23 protein-coding genes are annotated in these 25,183 nt (G+C 60.8%); 6 read left to right on the forward strand and 17 right to left on the reverse strand.

What is annotated here, in order from left to right:
* Nucleotides 1–6: 6 nt before the first annotated feature.
* The 3 genes from J3P82_RS19830 to J3P82_RS19840 form a co-directional block, all read right to left on the reverse strand.
* Complete coding sequence (locus J3P82_RS19830) at nt 7–213, reverse strand: DUF1656 domain-containing protein (protein ID WP_434558327.1); 207 nt, start codon at nt 211–213, stop codon at nt 7–9.
* Nucleotides 200–2,200, reverse strand: coding sequence for an FUSC family protein (locus J3P82_RS19835; protein WP_434558328.1), 2,001 nt, complete (start codon nt 2,198–2,200; stop codon nt 200–202). The genes J3P82_RS19830 and J3P82_RS19835 overlap by 14 nt, the downstream gene beginning before the upstream one ends.
* Nucleotides 2,201–2,393: 193 nt before the next feature.
* On the reverse strand, nt 2,394–2,858 hold the full coding sequence (locus J3P82_RS19840; RefSeq protein ID WP_434558329.1) for a PA2169 family four-helix-bundle protein: 465 nt from the start codon (nt 2,856–2,858) through the stop codon (nt 2,394–2,396).
* 204 nt (nt 2,859–3,062) lie between these two features.
* Between J3P82_RS19840 and J3P82_RS19845 the strand changes: the two genes are divergently transcribed.
* Nucleotides 3,063–3,299, forward strand: a complete 237-nt coding sequence (locus J3P82_RS19845) for a DUF3820 family protein (RefSeq protein WP_053119117.1) — start codon at nt 3,063–3,065, stop codon at nt 3,297–3,299.
* A 28-nt stretch (nt 3,300–3,327) separates the two neighbouring features.
* The gene (locus tag J3P82_RS19850; RefSeq protein WP_434558330.1) at nt 3,328–4,515 is read left to right on the forward strand and encodes an aminotransferase class V-fold PLP-dependent enzyme; all 1,188 of its coding nucleotides are present in this window, start codon (nt 3,328–3,330) and stop codon (nt 4,513–4,515) included.
* 90 nt (nt 4,516–4,605) lie between these two features.
* Here J3P82_RS19850 and J3P82_RS19855 read toward each other — a convergent pair whose 3' ends face one another.
* The 3 genes from J3P82_RS19855 to zwf are packed head-to-tail and all read right to left on the reverse strand — an operon-like array spanning nt 4,606 to nt 7,461.
* Nucleotides 4,606–5,271 carry a bifunctional 4-hydroxy-2-oxoglutarate aldolase/2-dehydro-3-deoxy-phosphogluconate aldolase gene (locus J3P82_RS19855; RefSeq protein WP_434558331.1) on the reverse strand — a complete coding sequence of 222 codons (666 nt, stop codon included), beginning with the start codon at nt 5,269–5,271 and terminating at the stop codon, nt 4,606–4,608.
* Between the two features lie 17 nt (nt 5,272–5,288).
* Complete coding sequence (gene pgl / locus J3P82_RS19860) at nt 5,289–6,002, reverse strand: 6-phosphogluconolactonase (protein WP_434558332.1); 714 nt, start codon at nt 6,000–6,002, stop codon at nt 5,289–5,291.
* On the reverse strand, nt 5,989–7,461 hold the full coding sequence (gene zwf / locus J3P82_RS19865; protein ID WP_434558333.1) for a glucose-6-phosphate dehydrogenase: 1,473 nt from the start codon (nt 7,459–7,461) through the stop codon (nt 5,989–5,991). Before zwf ends, pgl begins: the two co-directional genes overlap by 14 nt.
* Before the next feature lie 196 nt (nt 7,462–7,657).
* Between zwf and J3P82_RS19870 the strand changes: the two genes are divergently transcribed.
* On the forward strand, nt 7,658–8,518 hold the full coding sequence (locus J3P82_RS19870; RefSeq protein WP_171061416.1) for a MurR/RpiR family transcriptional regulator: 861 nt from the start codon (nt 7,658–7,660) through the stop codon (nt 8,516–8,518).
* Nucleotides 8,519–8,604: 86 nt separating this feature from the next.
* Here J3P82_RS19870 and J3P82_RS19875 read toward each other — a convergent pair whose 3' ends face one another.
* The 11 genes from J3P82_RS19875 to edd all read right to left on the reverse strand — a co-directional run bounded on the left by J3P82_RS19875 (nt 8,605) and on the right by edd (nt 22,197).
* Nucleotides 8,605–9,459, reverse strand: coding sequence for a D-hexose-6-phosphate mutarotase (locus J3P82_RS19875; RefSeq protein WP_434558334.1), 855 nt, complete (start codon nt 9,457–9,459; stop codon nt 8,605–8,607).
* Between the two features lie 282 nt (nt 9,460–9,741).
* Complete coding sequence (locus J3P82_RS19880) at nt 9,742–11,088, reverse strand: carbohydrate porin (RefSeq protein ID WP_434558335.1); 1,347 nt, start codon at nt 11,086–11,088, stop codon at nt 9,742–9,744.
* A gap of 130 nt (nt 11,089–11,218) precedes the next feature.
* Nucleotides 11,219–12,379 (reverse strand): ABC transporter ATP-binding protein, encoded by a 1,161-nt coding sequence (locus tag J3P82_RS19885; protein ID WP_434558336.1) that lies wholly within the window; start codon nt 12,377–12,379, stop codon nt 11,219–11,221.
* A gap of 2 nt (nt 12,380–12,381) precedes the next feature.
* Nucleotides 12,382–13,227: a carbohydrate ABC transporter permease gene (locus J3P82_RS19890; protein WP_434558337.1), complete on the reverse strand. Its 846-nt coding sequence runs from the start codon at nt 13,225–13,227 to the stop codon at nt 12,382–12,384.
* Nucleotides 13,220–14,128 carry a carbohydrate ABC transporter permease gene (locus tag J3P82_RS19895; RefSeq protein WP_030139360.1) on the reverse strand — a complete coding sequence of 303 codons (909 nt, stop codon included), beginning with the start codon at nt 14,126–14,128 and terminating at the stop codon, nt 13,220–13,222. The genes J3P82_RS19890 and J3P82_RS19895 overlap by 8 nt, the downstream gene beginning before the upstream one ends.
* A 149-nt stretch (nt 14,129–14,277) precedes the next feature.
* Entirely contained in the window at nt 14,278–15,579 is a 1,302-nt protein-coding gene (locus J3P82_RS19900; protein ID WP_434558338.1) for an ABC transporter substrate-binding protein, read from the reverse strand.
* 116 nt (nt 15,580–15,695) lie between these two features.
* Nucleotides 15,696–16,955, reverse strand: coding sequence for an AGE family epimerase/isomerase (locus J3P82_RS19905; RefSeq protein WP_434558339.1), 1,260 nt, complete (start codon nt 16,953–16,955; stop codon nt 15,696–15,698).
* A 153-nt stretch (nt 16,956–17,108) separates the two neighbouring features.
* Nucleotides 17,109–18,578, reverse strand: a complete 1,470-nt coding sequence (locus J3P82_RS19910) for an ATP-binding protein (protein WP_434558340.1) — start codon at nt 18,576–18,578, stop codon at nt 17,109–17,111.
* Nucleotides 18,568–19,299, reverse strand: coding sequence for a response regulator (locus J3P82_RS19915; protein ID WP_186613587.1), 732 nt, complete (start codon nt 19,297–19,299; stop codon nt 18,568–18,570). The genes J3P82_RS19910 and J3P82_RS19915 overlap by 11 nt, the downstream gene beginning before the upstream one ends.
* Nucleotides 19,300–19,408: 109 nt before the next feature.
* Entirely contained in the window at nt 19,409–20,374 is a 966-nt protein-coding gene (locus tag J3P82_RS19920) for a glucokinase (protein WP_434558341.1), read from the reverse strand.
* Nucleotides 20,371–22,197 carry a phosphogluconate dehydratase gene (gene edd / locus J3P82_RS19925; protein WP_434558342.1) on the reverse strand — a complete coding sequence of 609 codons (1,827 nt, stop codon included), beginning with the start codon at nt 22,195–22,197 and terminating at the stop codon, nt 20,371–20,373. The genes J3P82_RS19920 and edd overlap by 4 nt, the downstream gene beginning before the upstream one ends.
* Before the next feature lie 230 nt (nt 22,198–22,427).
* Here edd and gap point away from each other — a divergent pair, with 230 nt between their 5' ends.
* The 3 genes from gap (at nt 22,428) to J3P82_RS19940 (ending at nt 25,121) form a co-directional block, all read left to right on the forward strand.
* The gene (gap, locus tag J3P82_RS19930) at nt 22,428–23,429 is read left to right on the forward strand and encodes a type I glyceraldehyde-3-phosphate dehydrogenase (protein WP_434558343.1); all 1,002 of its coding nucleotides are present in this window, start codon (nt 22,428–22,430) and stop codon (nt 23,427–23,429) included.
* A 132-nt stretch (nt 23,430–23,561) separates the two neighbouring features.
* Nucleotides 23,562–24,068 (forward strand): RNA polymerase sigma factor, encoded by a 507-nt coding sequence (locus J3P82_RS19935; RefSeq protein ID WP_434558344.1) that lies wholly within the window; start codon nt 23,562–23,564, stop codon nt 24,066–24,068.
* A gap of 90 nt (nt 24,069–24,158) precedes the next feature.
* Nucleotides 24,159–25,121 (forward strand): FecR family protein, encoded by a 963-nt coding sequence (locus J3P82_RS19940; protein WP_434558345.1) that lies wholly within the window; start codon nt 24,159–24,161, stop codon nt 25,119–25,121.
* Nucleotides 25,122–25,183 lie beyond the last annotated feature (62 nt).

A 25,183-nucleotide genomic window follows, 5' to 3' on the forward strand; every position in this document is an offset into this window, starting at 1 on the left:
AACTCCTTATAACGGTCCGAGGACCAGGGTAATGACAGTCAGGACACAGACATACAGGGCGCAGTCGAACAAGGCCTCATGCCAGATCCAGCGCCCGGCCGGCACGACGCTGAGCAACAGGCGCAGCGCCCCCGTCACCAGCAAGGCCAGCACCACATAAATCAGGAACGGGCTGAGCAAGACCCCGCCGATCGACCACTCACGCAAGCCCATGGCTATGCTCCCCTCGTTGAGGTTCGTGCTGACGGCACCAGGCGCGCCAGCTGTTCTGCAACTGCACGACCGCGCCTTGCGCCAACTTCAGCGCATCGCTGGAGGGCTGCTGCGACAGCACTTGCAGATACTCGTCGCTCGCCTGGGCCAATGCCTCGGCCTCGCCACCGGACGGACCGCGTTCCAGCGCCTGCTCCAGGGTTTCGAAATAGCGGCGCTGGGCCGGGGCCTCGGGCACTTGGGCGACGGCCAGGCTCAAGCGCAGGTGCAGCAACTCATCGCCAATGTCCAGGCCCAACAAACCGTCATCCCAACGACTGCGCGCGGGCACCGGCAGTTCGGGATAATGCCGCGCCAGTTGCAACAAACGGTCGGCCATGCGTCCGCCAAACCAGCTCTCGGCCCCGCGCAGGTTGCGATGGGTCAGGCGCACCAGATCGTCCAGCGTCGCGGCCAGCAGCCGACGGCTGTGCCAGGCCGGGTTGCGCAGGATCAACAGCTTGAACGCCAATACCGCCGCACCTACGCCAATCATTATGGCCTGGGCGTTATTGAAGAAAGTCGAGACGTCATACTTCATGGCGTTGAGCGGCGACACCAACACCACAAGGTGCAGGCAGAACGACGTGGCCGTGGCGTAGAGCGGCGGCTTGGCCATGCCCAGCGCGCCGAAGAACAACGGCACGCCCATGGCGATGCAGAGCATCGCGAAACTGCTCCATTGCGGCAGCAGGATTTCACCGATCACAAACGCTGTCGGCACTGCCAACAGAATGCCGCGCAAAAAACTCATGCCGATCTGCGCACCGTTTTCACGGCTGGCGAACAGGCTGCAGACCACGCAGGTGAGCAGCAGCGCGCCCGACGCGGCGGGCCAGGCGGTCGCCAGCCAAAAACACGACACCGTCAGGAACGCCAAGGCGCTGCGGGCGCCGAACACCATGGCCAGGGACACATCCCGGTGGGGTGCCAGGGTTCGCGGCGGGTCCGCCGCTTCCCTGCCCTCCTGCACTGCCGACAGCGCAGCGCAAGCGGCCAGGGCGGTATCAAGCAGCAAGGCGAAACGCGCCAGGCAATAACTTTGCGCCGAGCTGATCCGCGGGTCGTGAGACGCGTCCAGGACCCGAGGCCGCAGCGCCTGCAGCGTCGCGCTATCCGCGTCGAGAGCCTGCTGCACCTCTGTCATCCACGGCTGGAGCGCTTCGGCCTCCAGCGGCTCAAGCTGTTTCCATTGCCGACGCACCGAACGGGCAATACGCAGCAGCATCAGCAGCTTCTGGCTCAAACCGCTGATGGCCCGGGCGCGCTGGCGACCCAGGCTGCCTTCGAACCAGGCGTGCTCGCGCTGGGCATCCACCGCGACGATCTTGCCGAGAATCTCCAGCAAACCTTTGCGCGCCTGGGCATCGCCGGCCAATGTCGCACGGGCCGCCTGCATGCCGCTCTGCCAGGCAGCGCGAGCCTGATCCGCCAATTGTCGTTCGACCCGCAACGGCCAGAGCAACGCACTGGCCGCCGTGGCGCAGGTGATGCCCAGGCTGATCTCGGTACAACGGGCCACGGCCTGGTCGAACACGCCAAGCGGATGGGAGATGGCCGGCAGGGCGATGATCGCCACCGTGTAGCCGGCCAGCACGAAAGAGTACGACCAGGCGCTGCGCAACAGCGTCGAACAGGCTGTGCACACGCCGAGCCACAACGCCAGCGCCAGCAAAAACAACCACGGCGCCTGGGCAAACAGCCCCATGAACACGACCGACATGATCGTTCCCACCAACGTCCCGACCAATCGCGCCAAGCCCTTTTGCACCACCATGCCGGACAGCGGCTGGGCGACGATGAACGCCGTCATCAAAGCCCAAGACGGCTGCTCCAAACCCCAGCGCAACGCCAGCCACAGCGCCAGGCCACCGCCGAGGACGGTTTTGATGGCGAACTGCACAGCGAGGCGATCGGGAGCGAACAGGGCCTGGAAGGTGATGGGCACGCGGAAAACTCTTTTCTGGGGACGTTGTAACAATAGATTGCGTTAGAGGTGACGCAATTATTAGCTAGCTATCTAATTGAGTCCAGCGTTGTTTGTTGACGGATTCGACAAACACTATTACGCGTCTTTCCACTGATTGCCTCCCATAAAAAAACGCCAGACGAGCTGGCGTTTTTTGCATCACACACGAGTATTAGCTGGCGCGTGCCTGGTTACGCAGGGCCTTGACTTGGTCATGGTTGCGTTGCACGCCGTGGTACTGGCGTTCCACCAGGTCACGAATGCCCACTAGGTTGTGCTTGTTGATTTTCTCGATGGCTTCCTTGTAAGCCTTCAGTGCGTGGTCCTCGCCGCGCTCGGCTTCGTTGAGCACCGCCTCTTCATCCTTGCCGGTGAACATCGCTTTCACGTCTACCCAACGGCGATGCAGGTCACCGGCAACGCTGGTAGAAGTTTCCGGATCGCCACCCAGGGAGCGGACAGCAGCTTGAAGTTCGGCCGCGGCGGTTGCGCAATCGGCGGCGCGTTTAACGAACAAAGCCTTGAGTTCTGGGTGCTTGATGTCTTCAGCGCAGGTCTTGAATCCTTCCTGGCCATCCTTGCTGGTCTCGATCAGGTCGTTCAAGACAGAGATGGATTCTTTATTGATGTCAGTCATTTTTCAGTTCCTTTGCTTGGTGAATAAAAACCTGCAAGGAATATTGCATCGGTCGTGCCAGCCCTTAATTATAAAAAATACGTTTAAATTCAATCATTTATTTACACGGAAAGATTCTGTATCCGCGTTATTTGCATGATCTGTCATTTGGCCTGCATGCAGAATGCCTGTATTTTGCCGATGGTCCCGAACAAGACAATTGCCATGAATCCAGAAAAGCTCGAACTGTTGGTAACGCGCCAAATGCCCTTCGGTAAATACAAGGGGCGAATCCTTGCCGACCTGCCTGGCCAGTACTTGAACTGGTTCGCCCGGGAGGGTTTCCCCAAGGGCGAACTGGGCGGTTTACTGGCACTGATGCAGGAGATCGACCACAACGGTTTGTCAGACCTGCTGGACCCGCTGCGGGCTAAACATGGCTTGCCTAAACCTCGCCACTGACCGCTGCCATTGATTGATTGAGCCCGCCATGCCCGAAAATACGCTACGCGCCCACGATGAACGCTTCTGGGAAACCTTTGTCGATCGGTACGATGTCGATGCCGGCGGGCCGCTCAATCTTGAAAATGGCTACTTCGGGCGGATGTCGCGCACCGTGGTCGAGGAGTACCAACGCAACATCGAGTTCGTCAACCGCGGCAATTCGTTTTACGTGCGCCAGGATTTTGATCGGGAACATGGCGAGGCGATTCGTCTCCAGGTGGCTAAACTGATCCATGTCCCCCCGTCTACCGTGGCGCTGGCCACCAGCGCCGTGGACGCCTTGCAAAGGCTGATTCGTAATTACAACGGTCTCAAGCCGGGCGATCAGGTCTTGATAAGCGATGTCGAATACGAGTCGGTCAAGAGTGCGATGCGCTGGCTGGCCCGCCAACGCGGGGCGGAGGTCATTGAACTGGTCCACCCGCACCCCGCCAGTTTCGACAGCCTGGTTGGCACGTATCGAGAAACCTTCATTCGGTATCCCCGCCTCAAGCTGATGCCACTCACCTATGTCAACCACCTGACTGGCCTGGTGATGCCGGTCCAGGCCATTGCCGAGGCGGCACGGGAATTCGATGTCGACATCATTCTTGATGGCGCCCACGCCTTAGGTCAGATCGAATTCGACTTGAAGAAACTCGGTATTCAATTCGCCGGGTTCAACTTGCAAAAGTGGATTGGTGGCCCCTTGGCCCTGGGCTTTCTCTATATCGCGCCACAGCGGCTGGCCGACATCGACCCGGACATGGACGAAGCCACCTATCCCGCCACCGACATACGCTCACGCACGCCACACAGCACGCCCAACATCCCGGCCCTGCTGACGCTGCCACTGGTGTTTGAAGAACACCGTGCGTTGGGTGGTGCATCGGCCAAAGGTGCACGGCTGCGCTACTTGCGGGATATGTGGGTGAGCGCGGTGCGCGATGTGCCTGGCATCGAAGTCATGACACCGGACGACCGTCGTCTTTATTGCGGCATCACCTCGATGCGGTTTACCGTCCAAAGTGACCAGCAGACCATGGCTGATCGACTGCTCGACGACTATGGGATTTTTACCGTGGTGCGCAAGACCAGCGCTGGGGCGTGCATTCGCATTACGCCCGGGTTGATTACCCTGGGCCGTGATATCGAGCGTTTGACTGAGGCGCTGATTAACCTGAGCAGTACATAACCCGTGGCGAAATAACAGGCAAAAAAAAACGGCGCGCCGACCAAGCGCACCGTAAAGCCGTAGAACACCCAACGAAGTTCGGTAAGACAATCAGTCCAGTAGCGCCAGCGCCTCGGCGGTGCATTCCTGGATACGGGCCCAGTCGCCGTTCTTGATCCACTCCGGATCGAGCATCCAGCTGCCGCCCACGCACATCACGTTTTTCAACGCCATGTAGCTTTTGATGTTGGCCGGGCTCACGCCGCCGGTCGGGCAGAATTTCACTTCGCCAAACGGTCCGCCCAAGGCCTTGATAGCGGCAACGCCGCCGCTGACTTCGGCCGGGAACAACTTGAAGCGGCGATAGCCCAAGCCGTAGCCTTCCATGATGCCCGAGGCGTTACTGATCCCCGGCAACAATGGGATCGGGCTCTGGACGCTCGCTTCCAGCAAATCTCGGGTGATGCCCGGGGTCACGATGAATTGCGAACCGGCCGCCTCAGCGGCAGCAAGCATATGGCGGTCGAGCACCGTGCCAGCGCCAGTCACCAACTCCGGGCGCTGCTCGCTCAGCACTTGGATCGCCTTGAGGCCGTACTGCGAACGCAAGGTCACTTCCAGTGCCGTCAGGCCACCGGCGGCCAAGGCATCGGCCAATGGCAGGATGTCTTGTTCACGGGCGATGGTTATCACCGGCAGGATCCGCGCCTTGGCGCAGAGGCTGTCGATCAGCGTCACTTTGTCCGCCATGGAAACGGTAGGGGATGGGTTTTTCATAGCGGCTGATCCTTGGTTCATGGGCACCAGTAAATCTCTAACGTAGGTTGCAGAAACGCGCGGATCGGCATTGCGGCGACGTCGTCACCGGCCACCGCGGCGTTCAGGGTGGTCAATTTCGATTGACCGGAAATCGCCAGCACCTTGTGTTTCGCCGAAGCCAGCAAGGCGCGGCTCATGGTCAGGCGTTGGTGCGGCACGGTCGGTGCGAGCATTGGCCAGCAACGGCGAGCACCTTGTTCATCCAGGGCCTTGGCCAGGTTCGGGCTGTCGGGAAACAACGAGGCGGTGTGCCCGTCATCGCCCATCCCCAGCACCAGCACGTCGATAGGCGGCAACTCGGCCAGCAGGCGATCGGCCTGTTCGGCCGCCGCTTCCAAGTTCGCGCTGGGGTTGTACAGGCTCAGGAACTGCGCCTTGGCCGCCGCGCCCTGGAGCAGATACCGCTTGAGCAGACCGGCATTGCTGTCGGTATGTTCAACCGGCACCCAGCGCTCGTCCGCCAGGCTCACCATCACTTTCGACCAATCCAGCGCTTGCTTGGACAGGTGCTGGAAAAACGCCACCGGGCTGCGACCGCCCGAGACCACCAAGGTGGCCGCGCCATTGCCGTCGATCGCCGCGCGCAATTGCTCGGCAACGTTCAGCGCCAGGCTTTCAGCCAGCATCACCGGGTTCTTGAACGCCAGGGCAGTAACGCCCTGGGGCAGTTTCACTTCAGATATCGCCATACCATGACCTCCCATCCCGCGTGATCAGTGCAATGGAGCTCATCGGCCCCCACGACCCAGCGGCATACGGCTTGGGCGCATCGCCAGACTTCTTCCATCCGGCGATCAACTGGTCACACCACGTCCACGCGGCTTCAATTTCATCTTTACGGACAAACAGGTTCTGATTGCCGTTCATGACTTCCAGCAACAACCGCTCGTAGGCATCGGGAATCCGTGCGCTGCGATAAGTGTCTGAAAAGTTGAGTTGCAATGGACCGCTGCGCAATTGCATGCCCTTGTCCAGGCCTTGCTCCTTGGTCATCACTCGCAAGGAAATCCCTTCGTCCGGTTGCAGGCGAATGATCAGCTTGTTGCTGATCTGCAGGCGCTGCTCGGGGGCGAAGATGTAGTGCGACGGTTCCTTGAAGTGGATGACGATCTGCGACAGCTTCTGCGGCATGCGCTTGCCGGTGCGCAGGTAAAACGGCACCCCAGCCCAACGCCAGTTGCGGATGTCGGCGCGCAGGGCGACGAACGTCTCGGTGTCGCTCTGGGTATTGGAATTGGGTTCTTCCAGGTAACCCGGGACGGCCTTGCCCTCGGCGTGGCCGGCAATGTACTGGCCGCGCACTACTTGGGTGGTCAAGCCTTCCGGACTGATCGGCGCCAGGGCCTTGAGCACCTTGACCTTCTCGTCGCGGATGCTGTCGGCGGACAGGTCGGCCGGTGGGTCCATGGCAATCAGGCACAGCAACTGCAGCAGGTGATTCTGGATCATGTCGCGCAGCTGGCCGGCCTTGTCAAAATAACCCCAACGGCCTTCGATCCCGACCTTCTCGGCCACAGTGATTTCCACGTGGGAAATGTAATTCTGGTTCCACTGGGTTTCGAACAGGCTGTTGGCGAACCGCAGCGCGATCAGGTTCTGGACCGTCTCTTTGCCCAGGTAATGGTCGATACGATAGGTGCGGTTTTCCGGGAAGAATTGCGCCACGGCGTCGTTGACCTTGCGCGACGATTCCAGGTCCGAGCCGATGGGTTTTTCCAGCACGACGCGGGTGTTTTCGCTCAAGCCGACTTTCGCCAGGTTTTCGCAGATAGCACCGTAGACCGCCGCCGGGGTGGCGAAATAGGCGATGACCTGTTGTGGGGTCTGGCCGACCTGCTCAGCGAGCGCAACGTAGTCGTCGGCCTTGAGGAAATCCACATGCAGGTAAGTCAACCGCCCCAGGAAGCGTTCGATCACGGCTTCGTCGAGGTCTTTATCGCCCACATAACGGCGCAGCTCCGCGGTGATGAAAGCCAAGTGCTGCTGCTCGCTGCCGGGTTCACGGGCCAGCGCGAAGATTCGCGTGTCCTCATGCAGCAGGCCGGCGCCATCGAGCTGATAAAGGGCAGGAAACAGCTTGCGCAACGCCAGGTCGCCCAGCGCGCCGAACAAGGCAAAAGTGCACGGTTCAACCGTAATCGAATGCATGATGTTTGTTCTTTTATCAAGTTAAGCTACAAATACCTTTTTTCAAGGTATCACTCAAGGAAAAATGTAGTAATAAACACAACATTTTCCGAAAATACCGATTCCGAGTGGTGGTCCGTCGGAGCCATCAGTAGGATAGGCCACCGCAAAGGGTCGTATCAAAGACCCGTCTCTCTAGGAATCTTGTATGGACCGCGTGCGAAATCTACTGGAGCAAATCCAGAGTCGCCTGGAAGACCTGAACAAGGCCGAACGCAAGGTGGCCGAAGTGATCCTGCTCAACCCGCAGCAGGCTACCCGTTTCAGCATCGCCGCCCTCGCCCAGGCGGCTTCGGTCAGCGAGCCGACCGTCAACCGCTTCTGCCGCTCCTTCGGCGTCAGCGGCTACCCGGAACTCAAGCTGCAACTGGCCCAGAGCCTGGCCAGCGGCGCGGCCTATGTCAGTCGTGCCGTGGAGGCCGATGACAACCCGGAAGCCTACACCCGGAAAATCTTCGGCAGTGCCATTGCCTCATTGGACAGCGCCTGCCAGGCCCTTGATCCCAATTTGATCAGTCGCGCGGTGGATCTGTTGATCCAGGCTCGCCAGATTCACTTCTTCGGCCTCGGCGCTTCGGCCCCTGTGGCGCTGGATGCCCAGCACAAGTTTTTTCGCTTCAACCTGGCGGTGACCGCCCACGCCGATGTGCTGATGCAACGCATGATCGCGTCGGTGGCCCATACCGGCGAACTGTTCGTGATCATTTCCTACACCGGGCGTACCCGCGAGCTGGTGGAAGTGGCGCGCATTGCCCGGGAAAACGGTGCATCGGTGCTCGGCCTGACCGCCGAGGGCTCGCCGTTGGCCAAGGCGAGCACCTTGAGCCTGAACATCCCGCTGCCGGAAGACACCGACATCTACATGCCGATGACGTCGCGCATCATCCAACTCACCGTGCTGGACGTGCTGGCCACCGGCATGACTTTGCGCCGAGGCGTGGACTTCCAGCCGCACCTGCGCAAGATCAAGGAAAGCCTGAACGCCAGCCGGTATCCAGTGGGGGATGAGTTCAACTGACCATCCTGATCGTTCCCACGCTCTGCGTCGGACGCGGAGCGTCCGTAGAGGCATTCCCACGCAGAGCGTGGGACCGATCATCTGACCTAAACTCCCGCCCGCGCCTGCAAACTCAAATGCGCCTGCTCCCCGGGTGCCAGGCATAGGCTCTCGGTGCCGCCACTGGCCGCTTCGACGCAAACGAACTCACTGACTTCATCCCAGCTCACCCCCAGCAATGGCCTGGCACCCGGGTGCCACACCACCGTGTCGGCGCTATCACCGGTATCGATGCACAATTCGCGCTGCCAGGCGTGATCCTTGAGCTGCAATTCTCCCTCATGCTGGAACACCCGCTGACACCCACCATCGACTCGCAACTCGCCTTCCTGCTGGCAAACCGCACGGTTCAACTGGTCGTAACCGTGCGCGCCTTCGAGCCCAGACAGCGCTACCTCGCCGACGTCACCAATACGCCAATAGGCATGCAAGGCTTGGCTCAACTGGCAAGGCAAGCTGTCGTGATGCTCGGTGCTCAAGCGCAGCTCCATGTGCTCGCCCAGGTCGGCATGCAGGTCTACTTGCCAGTCACACAGTTGCAATTGCCAATGCAGGTGGACGCCCTGCTCGTCGCTGCTGCTGTCCAGCAATTTCCAATCGATCAGCCGCGCCCAACCATGGGAGGGCCAAGCGTTTTCGCTTGGATGCCGGCCATACCATGGCCAACACACCGGCACCCCGCCCCGAATCGCCCCGACCTGTGGCCACCTGGCCGCGCACCACAACCACGGTTTTTGCCCGCGCGGCTGGAAGTGCAACAGTTGCGCGCCCTGGCGACTGAACACCGCCTGGCACAAGGGGTGGTCGATCACCAGCACATCGCGCTGCTGATAACGCTCCCACGCAAACACCGGACGCTCGCGCAAGGATCTGAAAAAGCGTTGTAGCGGATGCTCATGCATGGGTCGCGGTCCTGGAAATCATTCGATATTCAACGGTGTACGACGCGTTTTTTGTGGCGAGGGAGCTTGCTCCCGCTCGGCTGCGAAGCAGTCGTAAACGAGGCAACTGTGATCTGGCTGAAGCATCGCAGTGAATGGCTTTGGGGTCGCTTCGCAACCCAGCGGGAGCAAGCTCCCTCGCCACGGGTTCTGCACACAACCAAACGCACTCCGCAAAAAAAAGCGGACAGCCTTGGCTGTCCGCAAATATGCGCACATAGAGAGGAGCTTATCGCAACAGCGTTAGAACACCGACTGAATTTTCAGACCGGCCACCAGCGCGTCATCGACTTCATTGACACCGCCTGGGTGAGTCACGTATTGCAAGTTAGGACGCACGGTCAGCCAGTTGGTGACATGGAAGCCATAGTTGATTTCATAGTTGTACTCAGTGCTGCGCAACGGCGAGAACAGCGGATTGTCGTAATCGCTTACACCATTGGCAACGTTGGTCAGCTCGGCGTTTTTCTTCACGTCTTCGTTGACATGGATGCGCGAGAAACCGATCCCGACGTCGTCTTTAGGACGCGCATCGAACGGCCCCTTGTACACAAACATCAGCGACTGATAGTTGTCGACGACGTTGGTCTCCTTGTCATGGAAGGTGGCGTTGGCCGCGATGTTCAGGCCGCGCGTAGCGTCACCGTTGTGGTCGGTGAGCTGCTGCTGCAGGACGAACCAGTAGCCGTCCTTGCTGCTGTGGCTGCGGTAGGCGTTACGGGTGGTCGCGGCGTCATTGCCATTGTCGTCTTCGCGGACGTCATCAGCCTTGGCGGTGCTTTTGTAGTAACCGACACGGTACTCGCCCGGCAAGTTGTTGATCTTCGGCGACCAGACCAATTCGACCGGAATCAAGGTGCCCTGGGTGCCGCTGCCGCTGAGCTTGTAGCGGTTGTTGTTTTCCAGCTGCGAAGGGTTCTGGTTGTAGGCGCCGATTTGCGCATACAGCTCAGGCGTAATGTTGTATTTGAACCGGATAGCTGCCTGCATGATTGGCCAGTTGTACCAGATGCCGGTGGCCCAGTTGCCTGCCTGGGAACCGCAGAAGGCCAGGTTCTGGAACTCGCAAGGGAAGGTGTTGAAGTCTTCGCCCACGCCGTAGTAACCGGCTTTGACATCCAGCTTGCTGTCGAAGTATTTCTGCTTGATCCACAGCTGGGTCAGACGGGTAGTCTGTCCGCGACCCCAGACTTCCTGGGAGGAGCTGAGGGTGCCGGCACGCGGATCACCGATACGGTCGTTGGAGATGTTGCGACCATCCCGGCGGGTGAATTGGATCTTGGCTTCCGTTTCATTCCAGCCCAGCAGTTTTTCCAGGTCCAGGGCTACGCCCAAGCCAAACTGTTGGGACCAACGCGCGGTCTTGTCATCGTTGTAGCCGCCGTCGAGGTTGGCACCCATCTCACCGACGAAGTCAGCCTTGATGTCGATACCTTGCTCGATCAGCTTGGTCCGCTCACCGCCCCAGTCGCCCGTCATCCACTTCGAGTCGGCACTGAACGCGTCGGCCGCATGGGCGCTACCGGCCAGCATCATCGCCGCAACGGCTGACAACTGGCAGATAAGCTGGGCATTGTTCTTCTTCTTCATCCCTACATCCTCGTCTTTATTGTTATTAACTGTTTTTATCTAACGCGGTTTACAACGATTGCGACGAGAGGTCCCCCACTCGCCGCAGACTCCTGTCGAGAGCGATCAAGCCCGCTCCGTCTTCTATTACTCATCGGCCTTTGAACTGCGCGACATTGTCGGTTCGGGCTTGCGCTTGTGGCTGGCCGGCCACGCCCAGGCGCTCGCCAGACTTGGCATCGAACAGCAGCACTTTCGATGGGTCGAATTGCAGCGTCAGGGTTTCGCCCGGCGCTGGCGCAACGTCCGGTGCGAGGCGGCAGCAGACCTTGGTGTCGTTGAGGTTGACGAACACCAGGGTGTCCGGACCGGTGGGCTCGGTGACCTGGACTTCTGCCCGAATGGTCGGCAAACCGTTCGGCTCATTTGCGGCCAGCACGATCTGCTCCGGGCGCAGGCCAAGGATGACTTCGCGATCTTCGAGGCCGGCGTCTTGCATGCCCATCGGCAACTCGCAACGGGCCTGACCGCTGTCGAGCAAAGCCAACAGGCGACCGTCCTTGCGTTGCAGGCGCAGGGGAATGAAGTTCATCGGTGGAGAACCAATGAAACTCGCCACGAACAGGTTGGCCGGGTTGTTGTAGATATCTTTTGGCGTGCCGAACTGCTGGATGATGCCGTCCTTCATTACCGCCACCTTATCGCCCAGGGTCATGGCTTCGATCTGGTCGTGAGTCACGTAGACCGTGGTGGTTTTCAGGCGCTGGTGCATCAGTTTCATTTCGGTACGCATCTCGACCCGCAGCTTGGCGTCGAGGTTAGACAGCGGTTCGTCGAACAGGTAAATCTTCGGCCGCCGCGCCAGGGCCCGGCCCATGGCAACGCGCTGTTGCTGGCCGCCGGAGATCTGGCCGGGCTTGCGGTTCAGCAGGTGTTCGATCTGCAACAGCTTGGCAACACGCGCGACTTCTTCGTTGATGTCCGCCTGTTTCATCTTGCGAATCTTCAGGCCGAACTCGATGTTCTCGCGCACGCTCATGGTCGGGTACAGCGCGTAGGACTGGAACACCATGGCGATGTCACGATCCTTGGGGCTCATGCCGCTGACGTCCTGGTCGCCGATCATGATCGCACCGCCGGTGATGGTCTCCAGGCCGGCGATGCAGTTCATCAGTGTGGATTTGCCGCAGCCCGAAGGGCCGACCAGGATCAGGAACTCACCCTCCTTGATCGACAATTGGATGTCTTTCAAGGTGTCGGGCAGGCCCGCGCCATAGGTCTTGTTTACGTTGCGAAGTTCAAGCGTAGCCATGATTACCCCTTGACCGCGCCAGCCGTGAGGCCGCGCACGAAATACTTGCCTGCGATCACATAGACCAGCAGGGTTGGCAACCCGGCGATCATCGCCGCCGCCATATCCACGTTATATTCCTTGGCCCCGGTGCTGGTGTTGACCAGGTTGTTCAGTGCCACCGTAATGGGCTGGGAGTCACCGCTGGAGAACACCACGCCAAACAGGAAGTCGTTCCAGATCTGGGTGAACTGCCAGATCAGGCAGACCATGATGATCGGCGTCGACATCGGCAGGATGATCCGGCGGAAGATCGTGAAGAAGCCCGCACCATCCAGCCGTGCGGCCTTCACCAGCGCGTCCGGTATGCTCACGTAGTAGTTACGGAAAAACAGCGTGGTGAATGCCAGCCCGTAGACCACGTGGACAAACACCAGGCCAGTGGTGGTGCTGGCCAGGCCCATCTTGCCGAGGGTGAACGAGGCCGGCAGCAGCACGGTCTGGAACGGCAGGAAGCAGCCGAACAGCAACAAGCCGAAAAACAGCTGCGAACCGCGGAAGCGCCACATCGACAACACGTAGCCGTTCAACGCGCCGATGGCGGTGGAAATCAGTACGGCCGGAACGGTGATCTTGATCGAGTTCCAGAAGTAGCCATTGACCGTGGCCCAGGCCTTGACCCAGCCGATACCACTGACCACGGTCGGCCAGCTCAACAGGTTGCCGGTGCTGATGTCTTCCGGCGTCTTGAAGCTGGTCAACAGCATGACCACCAGCGGCACCAGGTAAAGTAATACCGCGACGATCAGCACCGCGTAGATCGCGATGCGGCTCAGGCTGATGGAGGGTTTGACAGCGAGACTAGTCATGACGCTTGGCCCTCAGCTCGGAATACAGGTAAGGCACGATGATCGCGAGAATCGCACCGAGCATCAGGATGGCACTGGCCGAGCCCATGCCCATCTGGCCGCGACTGAATGTGAAGGAATACATGAACATGGCGGGCAGGTCCGAGGAGTAGCCCGGTCCACCGGCCGTCATGGCCGCTACCAGGTCGAAACTCTTGATCGCGATGTGCGCCAGGATCATCACGGCGCTGAAGAACACCGGACGCAGGCTCGGCAACACCACTTTCCAGTAGATGCGCGGCATGCTCGCGCCGTCGATCTGCGCGGCGCGGATGATCGACTGATCGACACCCCGCAGGCCGGCCAGGAACATCGCCATGATGAAGCCCGACGCCTGCCATACGGCAGCAATAACCAGGCAATACACCACACGATCAGGGTCGATCAGCCAGTCCAGGCGGAAGCCTTCCCAACCCCAGTCGCGCAACAATTTGTCCAGGCCCATGCCTGGGTTGAGCAGCCATTTCCAAGCGGTACCGGTAACGATCATCGAGAGCGCCATCGGGTACAGGTAAATGGTGCGGATAAAGCCTTCGCGACGGATACGCTGGTCAAGAAACACCGCCAGCAGCACGCCAATCACCAGGGTGATGCCGATGAACATGCCGCCGAAGACCGCGAGGTTCTTGCTCGCCACCCACCAGCGGTCGTTGTCCCACAGCCGCGCGTATTGCGCCAGGCCCGCCCACTTGTAGGTCGGCAGGAAGGTCGAGGTGGTGAACGACAGGACGAACGTCCACAAGATGTAGCCATAGAAGCCCACCAGCACGATGAACATGCTCGGCGCCAGCACCAGTTTTGGTAGCCAGCGCTGCAATGCATCGAACGGCGAGGCCTTGCTGAACACAGCAACAGAACTCATGGGGAAATCCAAGACAGAGAATAGGGACTAAGAGCAGCTATAAGCTGAAAGCTGCAAGCTGCAAGCTGCAAGCTAAAGCCGGTGCACGCTTGTAGCTTGTAGCTTGTAGCTTGTAGCTTGTAGCTTGTAGCTTGTAGCTTGTAGCTGCCTTACTTGGCCGACTGAACCGCTGCGCCAAGCTTCTTGGCGGCATCGGCAGGGTCGGCTTTCGGGTCGTTGATGTAGTTCGTCACCACGTCAAAGAACGCGCCCTGTACCGCCAGCGTGGTCGCCATGTTGTGCGCCATGCTTGGTTGCAGTCCGCCGGACTTGGCGTCCGCCAGGAAGTCCTTGGCAGCGGTCTGGGCGCAGGAGTCGAAACCGTACTTGGCCATGTCGCCCAGCATGTCGTTGCGCACCGGGATCGAGCCCTTGTTGATGCTGAAGACTTTCTGGAAGTTCTCACCCAGCACGACTTTGGCGATATCTTTCTGGCCGGCCGCGGTGCCTTCGTCTTTCTGCTTGAACACCGCCAAGGAGTCGATGTTGTAGGTGAAGGCCTTGTCGGTACCCGGGAAGGCTACGCATTCGTAGTCCTTGCCGGCGACTTTCTTCGCGGCAGTCCATTCGCTCTTGGCCCAATCACCCATGATTTGCATGCCGGCCTTGCCATTGATGACCTTGGCCGCTTCCAGGTTCCAGTCCTGACCCTTGCCATCAGGATCCATGTAGGTCGCGACTTTCTTCAGCTCGGTCAACGCCTTGACCATTTCCGGACCGGTCAGCGCCTTGTTGTCCAGGTCAACCAGTGCCTTCTTGTAGCCATCGGCGCCCATGACCGAAAGCACCACGGCTTCGAACACGGTGCTGTCCTGCCAAGGTTGACCACCGTGGGCCAGGGGAATGAAGCCCGCGGCCTTGAGCTTGTCGCCGGCTGCGTAGAATTCTTCAAGGGTGGTCGGGTTCTTGGTGATGCCGGCTTTCTTGAAGACTTCCGGGTTGATCCACAGCCAGTTGACGCGGTGGATGTTCACCGGCACGGCCACGTAGTCACCCTCGTACTTCACGGTATCGGAGACTTTCTTGTCGAGCAGGCTGTCCCACTTCTCTTCCTTGGCGACGTCTTTCAGGACGTCGGTGTCGAGCAGGCCTGTAGTCGCCCATTCCTGGATGTCCGGGCCCTTGATCTGGGCCACGCCTGGCGGGTTGCCGGCCACGGCGCGGCTCTTGAGCACGGTCATGGCAGTGGAGCCGCCACCGCCGGCGACAGCGCCGTCCTTCCAGGTAAAGCCGTCTTTTTCTACTTGCGCCTTGAGCACATCGACCGCGGCTTTTTCACCACCCGACGTCCACCAATGGACGACTTCCACGGAACCTTTCGATTCGGCGGCGAGTGCGCTGACAGGGAATGCTGCGGCGGGAAGCAAGGAAGCAAGAGAAATGACAGTAGCGAGGCGAGAAATCGCATTCATCTAGAAGTACCTTTCTTGTTGTTATGCATGCAAGTCTGGTGCTTGCGCTGCATGGATTCTAATCAGGGGATATCCCTTCGCAGGTAACGAAGGGACGCGTGTATGTCACGACATGGTTACACAGGCGCAGGATCAGACAACCGCGCCAGGGCTGATGCCATGCTGGGTGCCAACGGAAGACGAGGTATCAGCACCGCCTGCCAGGCGTGATAAAGGTCCGGTTTACCCGGCCAAATGTCAGCGCTGGGGCGGTTTTGCGGATCGAGTTCGTGATGCCAGCTACCGTTGCAACGGTCGATGAAATGTTTGTCACAAAACTCCCAAAAGCGCCGGTACCAGGTCTCGTACTGGACCTCGTCGGTGCGTTTGAGCAAGGCACTGGCCGCCGCTGCCGCTTCGGCATGCACCCAGTGCAGGCGATGGCGAACCACGGCGCGGTTGTCCCAATCCAGCGTGTAGACAATTCCCGGGGCCCCATCGACATCCCAGCCGTGGCGGCAATTCTGGTCGAAGAGTTTCTGCGCATCCTGGGCCAGCCAGCCCGGCGTCAGCATGCCAATCTGGACGCGCGCGGCTTCAAGGTGCAGCAGTAGCCGCGCCCACTCAAAGCCATGGCCCGGCGTGGTGCCGTAAGGGCGAAACCCATCGGCGGGATTGTCGTGGTTGTACTCGCGCAGCGGCTGCCAGTCGCGGTCGAAATGCTCCACGACCCTGTAGTCGTTGGCAGCTGCATGGCCGTGAATGACCCGTTCGACGATGCGCAGCGCACGCGCCAGCCAACGCGGATCGTCGGTGACATCGGCCAAGGCGAGGAATGCTTCGGTGGCGTGCATGTTGCTGTTGGCGCCCCGGTAGGCTTCTTCTCCACTCCAGTCGCGGTTGAAGGACTCGCGCATGGCGCCCTCTTCTTCGCACCAGAAATGCTCGTCGATGACCCGCACCGCTTCTTTGAGCAATGCCTCGGCGCCGGGCCGTTGGGCCACCACCGCAGAGCTGGCAGCCAAGGCAACGAAGGCGTGCAGGTAAGCGGCTTTGCCGGCGTCGTTTTCATCGGGATTGGCCGTGGCGAACCAGCCCCCCTGCTCGGCGTCGCGCAGCGGCCCTGCGAGGGCCTGGACGCCATGATCGACCAACTCGGCAAACCCCGGCAGGCCCTGGATGTGGGCCATGGCGAAGCTGTGGGTCATGCGCGCGGTGTTCATGGTTTCGGCCCGCGCATCGGCCGGTAGGCGACCCAGCTCATCCAGGTTGCCGAAGCCGGCCGGCAGCCGCGAGGCCTTGGCGAACGCCAGCAGGCGCAAGCCTTCGGCGGCGAGCCATTGCTGGTGGGCTGGTGCATTCAGCCAACTGCTGAACGCCGGTTGGAAGGTGTCCATCAAGGTCCCTTTTTTGTTGTTCTGACCCGGGGAGTCTAAACAAGGGAAGGCAAGCGACAGGTAACGAAAGGGACGAGTTATGTCACCAATCCGTGACATTGATAATGAACGCTCCCACGCTATGCGCAGGAACGATCAGTCGACACAACCCGGCTAATCCTGACTGCGCGGCAATTGCAACGTCACCCGCAACCCACCCTCGCGCAGGTTCTGCAGGCTCACTTCGCCGCCGTGGCTGTGGGCGATGTTGCGGGCGATGCCCAGCCCCAGGCCGTAGCCCTGCTGTTGCCCGGCAAGGCGAAAGTGCGGTTCGAAGACTTGTTCCAGACGCTGCTCCGGCACGCCAGGGCCCTCATCGTCCACATGCAGGATGAACGCCGTTTCATCGTCATCGATGTGCAGGTGGGCTCTTTGCCCGTATTTCAAGGCGTTGTCGATCAGGTTGCCAATACAACGCTTGAGGGCCAGCGGCTTGCCGGGATACGGCGCCAGCGCCCGGCCATCCTGTGTAACCCGGCCGTTACCGTTGGGGGCGAGGTAAGGTTCCACCAGGCAATCGAGCACGTGGTTGAGGTCCACCGGCTCGATGTTTTCATGAATATCGGTGTCCTTGACGCATTGCAGCGCGCCTTTGACCAGCAGCTCCAACTCGTCCAGGTCGCGGCCGAACTTGGCTTGCAGGTTTTCGTCCTCCAGCAGCTCGACCCGCAGTCGCAGTCGGGTAATGGGCGTGCGCAGGTCATGGGAGATCGCGCTGAACAACTGGCTGCGCTCGGTCAGGTAGCGGCTGATCCGCTCGCGCATGGCATTGAACGCGCGCCCCACTTCCACCACTTCGCTGCCGCCGCCCTCGGCCACGGGCTCCACTTCGGCGCCCAGGGACATGTCCCGCGCGGCCCGGGCCAGGCGTTTGAGCGGTCGGCTTTGCCAGTGCACCAGCAAGCCGATGAACAGCAGTAACAGGCTGCTGGTGAGCACGATGAAGCCGACCTGTTGCTTGGGCAGGTCCTGTTCTTCAAGGCTGGTGTAGGGTTCGGGCAGCAGCGAGGCGATGTACAGCCATTCGCCTGGGGCCATCTGGATTTGCGTGACCAGCACCGGCGGGTTCACCGGTTCAAGGGTCAAGGCGTAATGAGCCCAAGAGCGGGGCAACTCATCGAGCTTGAGTCCGCCATTGAAGATTCGCAGGTCTTCGGGGCTGACAAACTTGACGGAGATATCGGCGTTATTGCCCAGGGAACGACGCAACACTTCGTCCACGGCCTTTAGCACCGCCAGTTTGCGCGGCGTCACTGGCAACACGTCCATGCCCAGTGGCTTGTCATTGAGCGTCACGACAAACCGCGTGCCGCCCATGCTGCGCAATTGGTCCAACACCAACGGCCGATAGGCCACCGGCAGCGAACGCAGGTAGCTGACAGTGGCGGTCATCGAATGCGCAAGGCTGCGAGCGCTGGTGACCAGGCCTTCGAGCTGGGTGGCGCGCAATTGCGAGACCCAGATCAGGCTGGACAGGGTCTGGGCGAACAGCACCACCAGCAACGTCAGCAGTAGCATTCGTCCTAGCAACGAACGCGGCACGGGCACTCGCCGGACAAGCTTCTTGACCCCTTCAATGACCATTGCTGGCAACCACACTGGCCGCCAATTGATAACCGCTGCCGCGCACGGTGCGGATCAACCGCGGCGGCTTGTCGGTGTCGCGCAAACGCTGGCGCAGGCGACTCACCGCCATGTCGACGATCCGGTCCAGCGGCATCAGTTCACGTCCCCGGGTGGCGTTGCCGATGGTGTCGCGGTCGAGGATTTCCTGGGGATGGTCGAGAAACAGTTTGAGCAAGGCAAAGTCGGCGCCGGACAGGATCACTTCTTCGCCATCGGCGTGGAACAGCCGGTGGCTGACCATGTCCAGGCGCCACTCGTCAAAGGCCAGCACTTCGCCGCCGGTGCGTTCCTGGCCGAACTGCGCCCTGCGCAGCAGCGCCTTGATGCGCGCCTGTAATTCACGAGGACTGAAAGGTTTGCCCAGGTAATCATCGGCCCCCAACTCCAGGCCAATGACCCGGTCGGCCTCGTCGGAACTGGCGGTGAGCATGATGATCGGCACGTGCGCCTGGCGCGGATGCTGGCGAACCCAGCGGCAAAGGCTGAAACCGTCTTCATCCGGCAGCATCACGTCGAGGATCACCAGGTCGCTCGGCGCCTCGTTCAGGGCCTGGCGAAACCCGGCGCCGTCAGGCGTAGTGCGCACCTGGAACCCCGCACGGCTGAGGTAAGTGTCCAGCAGTTCGCGAATCTCTTGGTCGTCGTCGACCAACAAAATCGATTTGTTCACTGAACTCACGGGGCATCGTCCTTGCTGTTTAGGTTGGGGCGGATTATGCCTGATGGACGGAACCTGCAAACACCACAACCTGCGAGGCGAGCGAGCCCGCTCCCACAGGTAGCCTATTTCAGACGAAGGCCGACGCCGATTGCTCCAACGCCACGCCCGCACCCATCAGCCCAGAGTACGGCGCGGTCACCAGCCAGACCGGAATGCCCTTGAAGTAATCGCTCATGCAGCCTTTGTCGGCGAAGCAGGCGGCGAAACCGCTTTCAAGGAAGAAATCGGCGAACCGCGGGACCACCCCACCCACGATGTACACGCCGCCGCGCCCACCTACGGTCAGCACGTTGTTGCCGGCCACGCGCCCCAGCCAACGACAGAATTGCTCGAGTACCTCCAGGGCGATGGGGTCGCCGGCCAGGCCGGCGGCGGTAATCGACTCGGGTGTATCGAGCACCGGCACATGCCCGTCCACCGCGCAGATCGCCCGATAGACGCGAGGCAGACCGCTGCCGCTCAGGGCCGTTTCGGCGCTGACATGGCCGATCTCGTTGTAGATGTGTTGCCAGAGTTGAGTCTCGCGCGGACTGCTCATCGGCAGGTCGACATGACCGCCCTCTCCCGGCAACGCCGCGAAACGGCCCTCACCCAGGTCCAGCAGCGTGCCGACGCCCAGCCCGGTGCCCGGGCCAATCACCACCGCCGGGCGCATCGGCTCGGGCGTACCCTGGCAAACGACCCGATATTCATCGGGACGCAAACAGGTCATGCCCAGGGCCATCGCGGAGAAGTCGTTGACCAGCAGCAGCTTGTCCACCTGCAAGGTCTTGCAGAAGGCCAGGTTGCTCAATCGCCAGTGATTGTTGGTGAAGCGAAACTCATCGCCGCTCACCGGGCCGGCCACCGACAGGCACACCGAGCCAATCGACCCCGGTACCATGCCCATGCCGCTCAGGTACACCTTAATGGCATCTTCCGGGCAGGCGTAATCCGCCGTCGCCAGCACCTGGATGTTTTCCAGGCTGTGGTTCTTCCACAACGCGAAACGTGCGTTGGTCCCACCGATGTCACCGACCAAAGCCAGTTTCAATTAAGCGTCTCCAGGGCAGAAGTGAACGCGCTGGCGCCCTGCTCTGCCGAGCTGAAGGCCATGCGCATGAAGCCAAACAGCTCGCGACCGGTGCCGATGTTGTTGCCCAACAGGCCCTTGGCCGGTTCGCGCGCGGCGAATTCCTCGGCGTCCACCTTCAATTCCAAGGTGCCTTTGACGCCATCGACACGAATGATATCGCCCTCCCGCACCCGGGCCAACGCACCACCGACATATGCCTCGGGACTGACATGAATGGCCGCGGGGATTTTCCCCGACGCGCCGGACATGCGCCCGTCCGTCACCAGCGCAACTTTGAAGCCGCGATCCTGCAGTACGCCGAGGAACGGCGTCATTTTATGCAGTTCCGGCATGCCGTTGGAGCGTGGGCCCTGGAAGCGCATCACCGCGACAAAATCCTTCTCCAGCAAACCGGCCTTGAACGCATCGGCCAAGTCCTGTTGATCCTGGAAGACCATGGCCGGCGCTTCGACAACCTGGTTTTCCAGGGCCACGGCCGAGACCTTCATCACGCCACGGCCCAGGTTGCCTTCCATCACCCGCAATCCGCCCTCCGGCGAGAAGGCACGGGCCACCGGGCGCAGGATGTTTTCATCGAGGCTTTCGACCGGACCGTCGCGCCACACCAGCTCGCCATCCTCGAGGAACGGCTCCTGGGTGTATCGACTCAGGCCGTGACCGAGCACGGTGTTGACGTTCTCATGAAGCAGACCGGCTTCCAGCAATTCGCGGATCAGGAAGGACATGCCGCCCGCCGCCTGGAAGTGGTTGATGTCGGCCTTGCCGTTCGGGTAGACGTGGCTCAGGGTCGGCACCACCTCGGAGAGGTCGGCCATGTCCTGCCAGGTCAGCTGGATACCCGCCGCCATGGCGATGGCAGGCATGTGCAAGGTGTGGTTGGTGGAGCCGCCGGTGGCGTGCAGCGCGACGATGGAGTTGACCAGCGAACGCTCGTCGACGATTTCGCCGATGGGCATGAAATGACCGCTCTGCTTGGTCAGGCGTGTCACCTGGAACGCCGCTTCGCGGGTCAGCGCATCACGCAGCGGCGTGTTCGGGTTGACGAACGAAGCGCCCGGCAGGTGCAGGCCCATGACTTCCATCAGCAGCTGGTTGGTGTTGGCGGTGCCATAGAACGTGCAGGTGCCCGGGCTGTGGTAGGACTTCATCTCCGACTCCAGCAGCTCTTCGCGGGTGGCCTTGCCTTCGGCGTAGCGCTGGCGCACGTCGGCTTTTTCCTTGTTGGAAATGCCCGAGACCATCGGCCCGCCCGGCACGAAGATCGTCGGCAAGTGACCGAAGCGCAGCGCGCCCATCATCAGGCCCGGGACGATCTTGTCGCAGATACCGAGCATCAGCGCGCCATCGAACATGTTATGGGACAACGCCACCGCCGTGGACAGCGCGATCACTTCACGGCTCGGCAGGCTCAGTTCCATCCCTGCTTCGCCCTGGGTCACGCCGTCGCACATGGCAGGGGTGCCGCCGGCGAACTGGCCGACCGAGCCGATCTCGCGCAGGGCTTTCTTGATTTGTTCAGGGAAGGTTTCGTAGGGCTGGTGCGCCGAGAGCATGTCGTTATAGGACGACACAATGGCGATGTTGGCGGCATTCATCATCCGCAGGTGATGCTTGTCTTCGGTGCCGCAACCGGCCACGCCGTGGGCGAAGTTGGCGCACTGCAACTTGCCGCGCATCGGACCGTCGCTGGCTGCACCGCGGATCAGTTCAAGGTAAGCCGCGCGTGTAGCGCGACTGCGGGCGATAAGCCGTTCGGTGACCTCAAGTACGCGGGGATGCATGTGTAGAACTCCAGGCTAACGGGTATGGCGACCTGATTGTCTATGCTGGTTCAAAGCCCCTTGCGCACCGCAGGAAAGACCGGGCGACAAACGGTTTCTGACCAATCGGACCAGTTGATTCAGGTCACTCGTTGTAGATAAAACAAAATATTGCCATTAAAAAGGCTTGTTTTCTATTTTTATGCGAATAATCTTGTAATTCCAACAACAAATCGACGGCGGCGCAGTTAATGACTCTTCGAATTGCAATCAATGGTTTTGGCCGCATCGGCCGCAACGTCCTCCGTGCACTGTATACCCAAGGCTACCGTCGCGACTTGCAGATCGTCGCCATCAACGACCTGGGCGACAGTGCAATCAATGCTCACCTGCTCAAGTTCGACACCGTCCACGGCACCTTCGATGCTGACGTACAGCACGACCATGAGAGCCTGACGGTCAACGGCGACCGCATCTCGGTCAGCGCCATCCGCAACCCGGCCGAACTGCCTTGGGCCGCCGAGAAAATCGACGTGGTGTTCGAGTGCACCGGGCTGTTCACCGACCGTGCCAAGGCGGCCGCGCACATCAGCGCCGGCGCCCGCAAGGTGATCATCTCGGCCCCGGCCAAGGGCGCCGACGCCACCGTGGTGTATGGCGTGAACCACGATATCCTGCGCCAGTCCCACCAGATCATTTCCAACGCTTCGTGCACCACCAACTGCCTCGCACCGGTGGCCCAGGTGCTGCACCGCGAGCTGGGCATCGAAAGCGGCCTGATGACCACCATCCATGCCTACACAAACGACCAGAACCTGACCGACGTCTATCACAGCGATCCGTACCGCGCCCGCTCGGCCACCCAGAACATGATCCCGAGCAAGACCGGCGCCGCCGAAGCGGTGGGCCTGGTGCTGCCGGAACTGGCCGGCAAACTGACCGGCATGGCCGTGCGTGTACCGGTGATCAACGTGTCCCTGGTGGACCTGACCGTGCAGCTCAAGCGCGAAGCGTCGGCCGAAGAAGTCAACGAACTGCTGCGCCAGGCCAGCCAGCATTCGACGATCCTCGGCTACAACACCCTGCCTCTGGTCTCCAGCGATTTCAACCACAACCCGCTGTCGTCGATCTTCGACGCCAACCACACCAAGGCCAGCGGCAAGCTGCTCAAGGTACTGGCCTGGTATGACAACGAATGGGGTTTCTCCAACCGCATGCTGGATAACTGCCTGGCGTTGTGTAACGCCGAGTAACTCAGCGCGACGTTAACGCGAGCCAATCGTGGGAGCTCGCTCCCACAACGGCTCTGCCGTGGCAAATCAGGGCTTGACCATTCGCGCAGATGATAAGCATTATCATCTAGTCGAATCGGATCGGGCCCTACCGTGAGTCAATCGCGCTTTCACCACGTCTTTCTCGCCCAGCGCACCCCGCTGCTGCGCACCCTCGAGCGCATGGTCAACAACCCGAGTACCGCCGAAGACCTGCTGCAGGAAACCTACCTGCGCGTCACCCGCGCATTGGCCGAACGCACGATCGATCATCTTGAACCCTTTGTCTTCCAGACCGCCCGCAACCTGGCGTTGGACCATTTGCGCGCGCGGCGGATCCAGTCGCGAACCGTGCTCGACGACGTTCCGTTGGACGTCGTGAATAATGTGGTCGCGCCCCAAAGCAGCGCCGAAGACGCCGCCCATGCCGAGCAAATGCTTGAGCGACTGAATATACGCTTGCAATCGCTGAGCTCGCGCCAGCAGCAGATTTTTATCCTCAGCCGCTTGCACGGCCACAGTTACCAGGACATCGCCGAACGATTGGGCGTGTCCTCGAGTACCGTGCAAAAGGAACTGAAATTGATCATGGCGATCTGTGTGGGGCAACTGCAGCTATGAGCTTCAAGCTTCAAGCTGCGTACAGGCCACTTGCAGCTTACAGCTTGCAGCTTGTAGCTTATCGCTCACTGCTTACATCGAGAATCCACCGTGACGGATACGCCCCGCCCCCCTGAAGCCGCCGAGGCACGGCTCACCGCCCATGCCATGGACCAGGCGCTGGACTGGCTGATCCTGCTCGATAACCCCAGCGAGGAACAGCGCCGACAGTTCCAGGCCTGGCTGGCGGCCGACGCGCGCCACGGCGAAGCGTTCGCCCGGGCCCAGGCGATCTGGAACGGCCCGCAAATCATCGAAAGCGCCCGGCAGCTGCTGGACCGCCCCAAGGTCAGCGCACTGTCGCGCCTGCGCAGCCATTGGAAACCATTGGCCACGGCTGCCGTGCTGTTATTGGGATTGTTCAACTTCAGCGACCTGCCCCTGCAATTCCAGGCCGATCACCTGACCGTGGTCGGCGAACGTCAGCGCCTGCAATTGGAAGACGGCTCCAAGGTCCTGCTCAACACCGATTCGGCTTTTTCCAGTTCCTTCGACGAACACCGGCACGTCGCCCGGCTGTACAAGGGCGAGGCGTTTTTCGAGGTGCCGGCCAGCCGCAACCTGCCGCTGGAGCTGGACGCCGGCCCGGTCACCGCCAGCGTCAGCGATACCACATTCGCGGTGCGTTACCTGGACGGTGTCGCGCAGGTCCAGGTGCAACGCGGCGATATCGACCTGAGGGCAACCCGTTATGACACCCATGTCCGGCTCTCGGCCGGCGAGAGCATTCGCATCGGCCCCAACGGCTTCGACCGCCCGGCACGGCTCGACGTCGGCACCGACCTGGCCTGGGTCCAGGGTCGGCTGGTGTTCGAAAACCGGCCGCTGAGCCAGGTCCTTGCCGAATTGCGGCGCTACTACCCCGGCTGGATCATCACCCGTAACGACCGGCTGGCCAACGTCGCGGTCACCGGAAACTACCGCCTCGATCAACCCCTCGACGTGGTGCGCTCCCTGGCCCACATCACCTCCGCGCGCCTGAGGGAATTTCCGGCGCTGGTGATCTTGAACTAAATGAGAATTATTTTTACTCGATAGGCTTCGCTGGTTCGTCTCGTTATAGCCAATGCAATTGA

Origin of the sequence: Pseudomonas sp. Z4-20 (assembly GCF_051131955.1) — a bacterium.
In the GTDB taxonomy this organism is placed as follows: domain Bacteria; phylum Pseudomonadota; class Gammaproteobacteria; order Pseudomonadales; family Pseudomonadaceae; genus Aquipseudomonas; species Aquipseudomonas marvdashtae.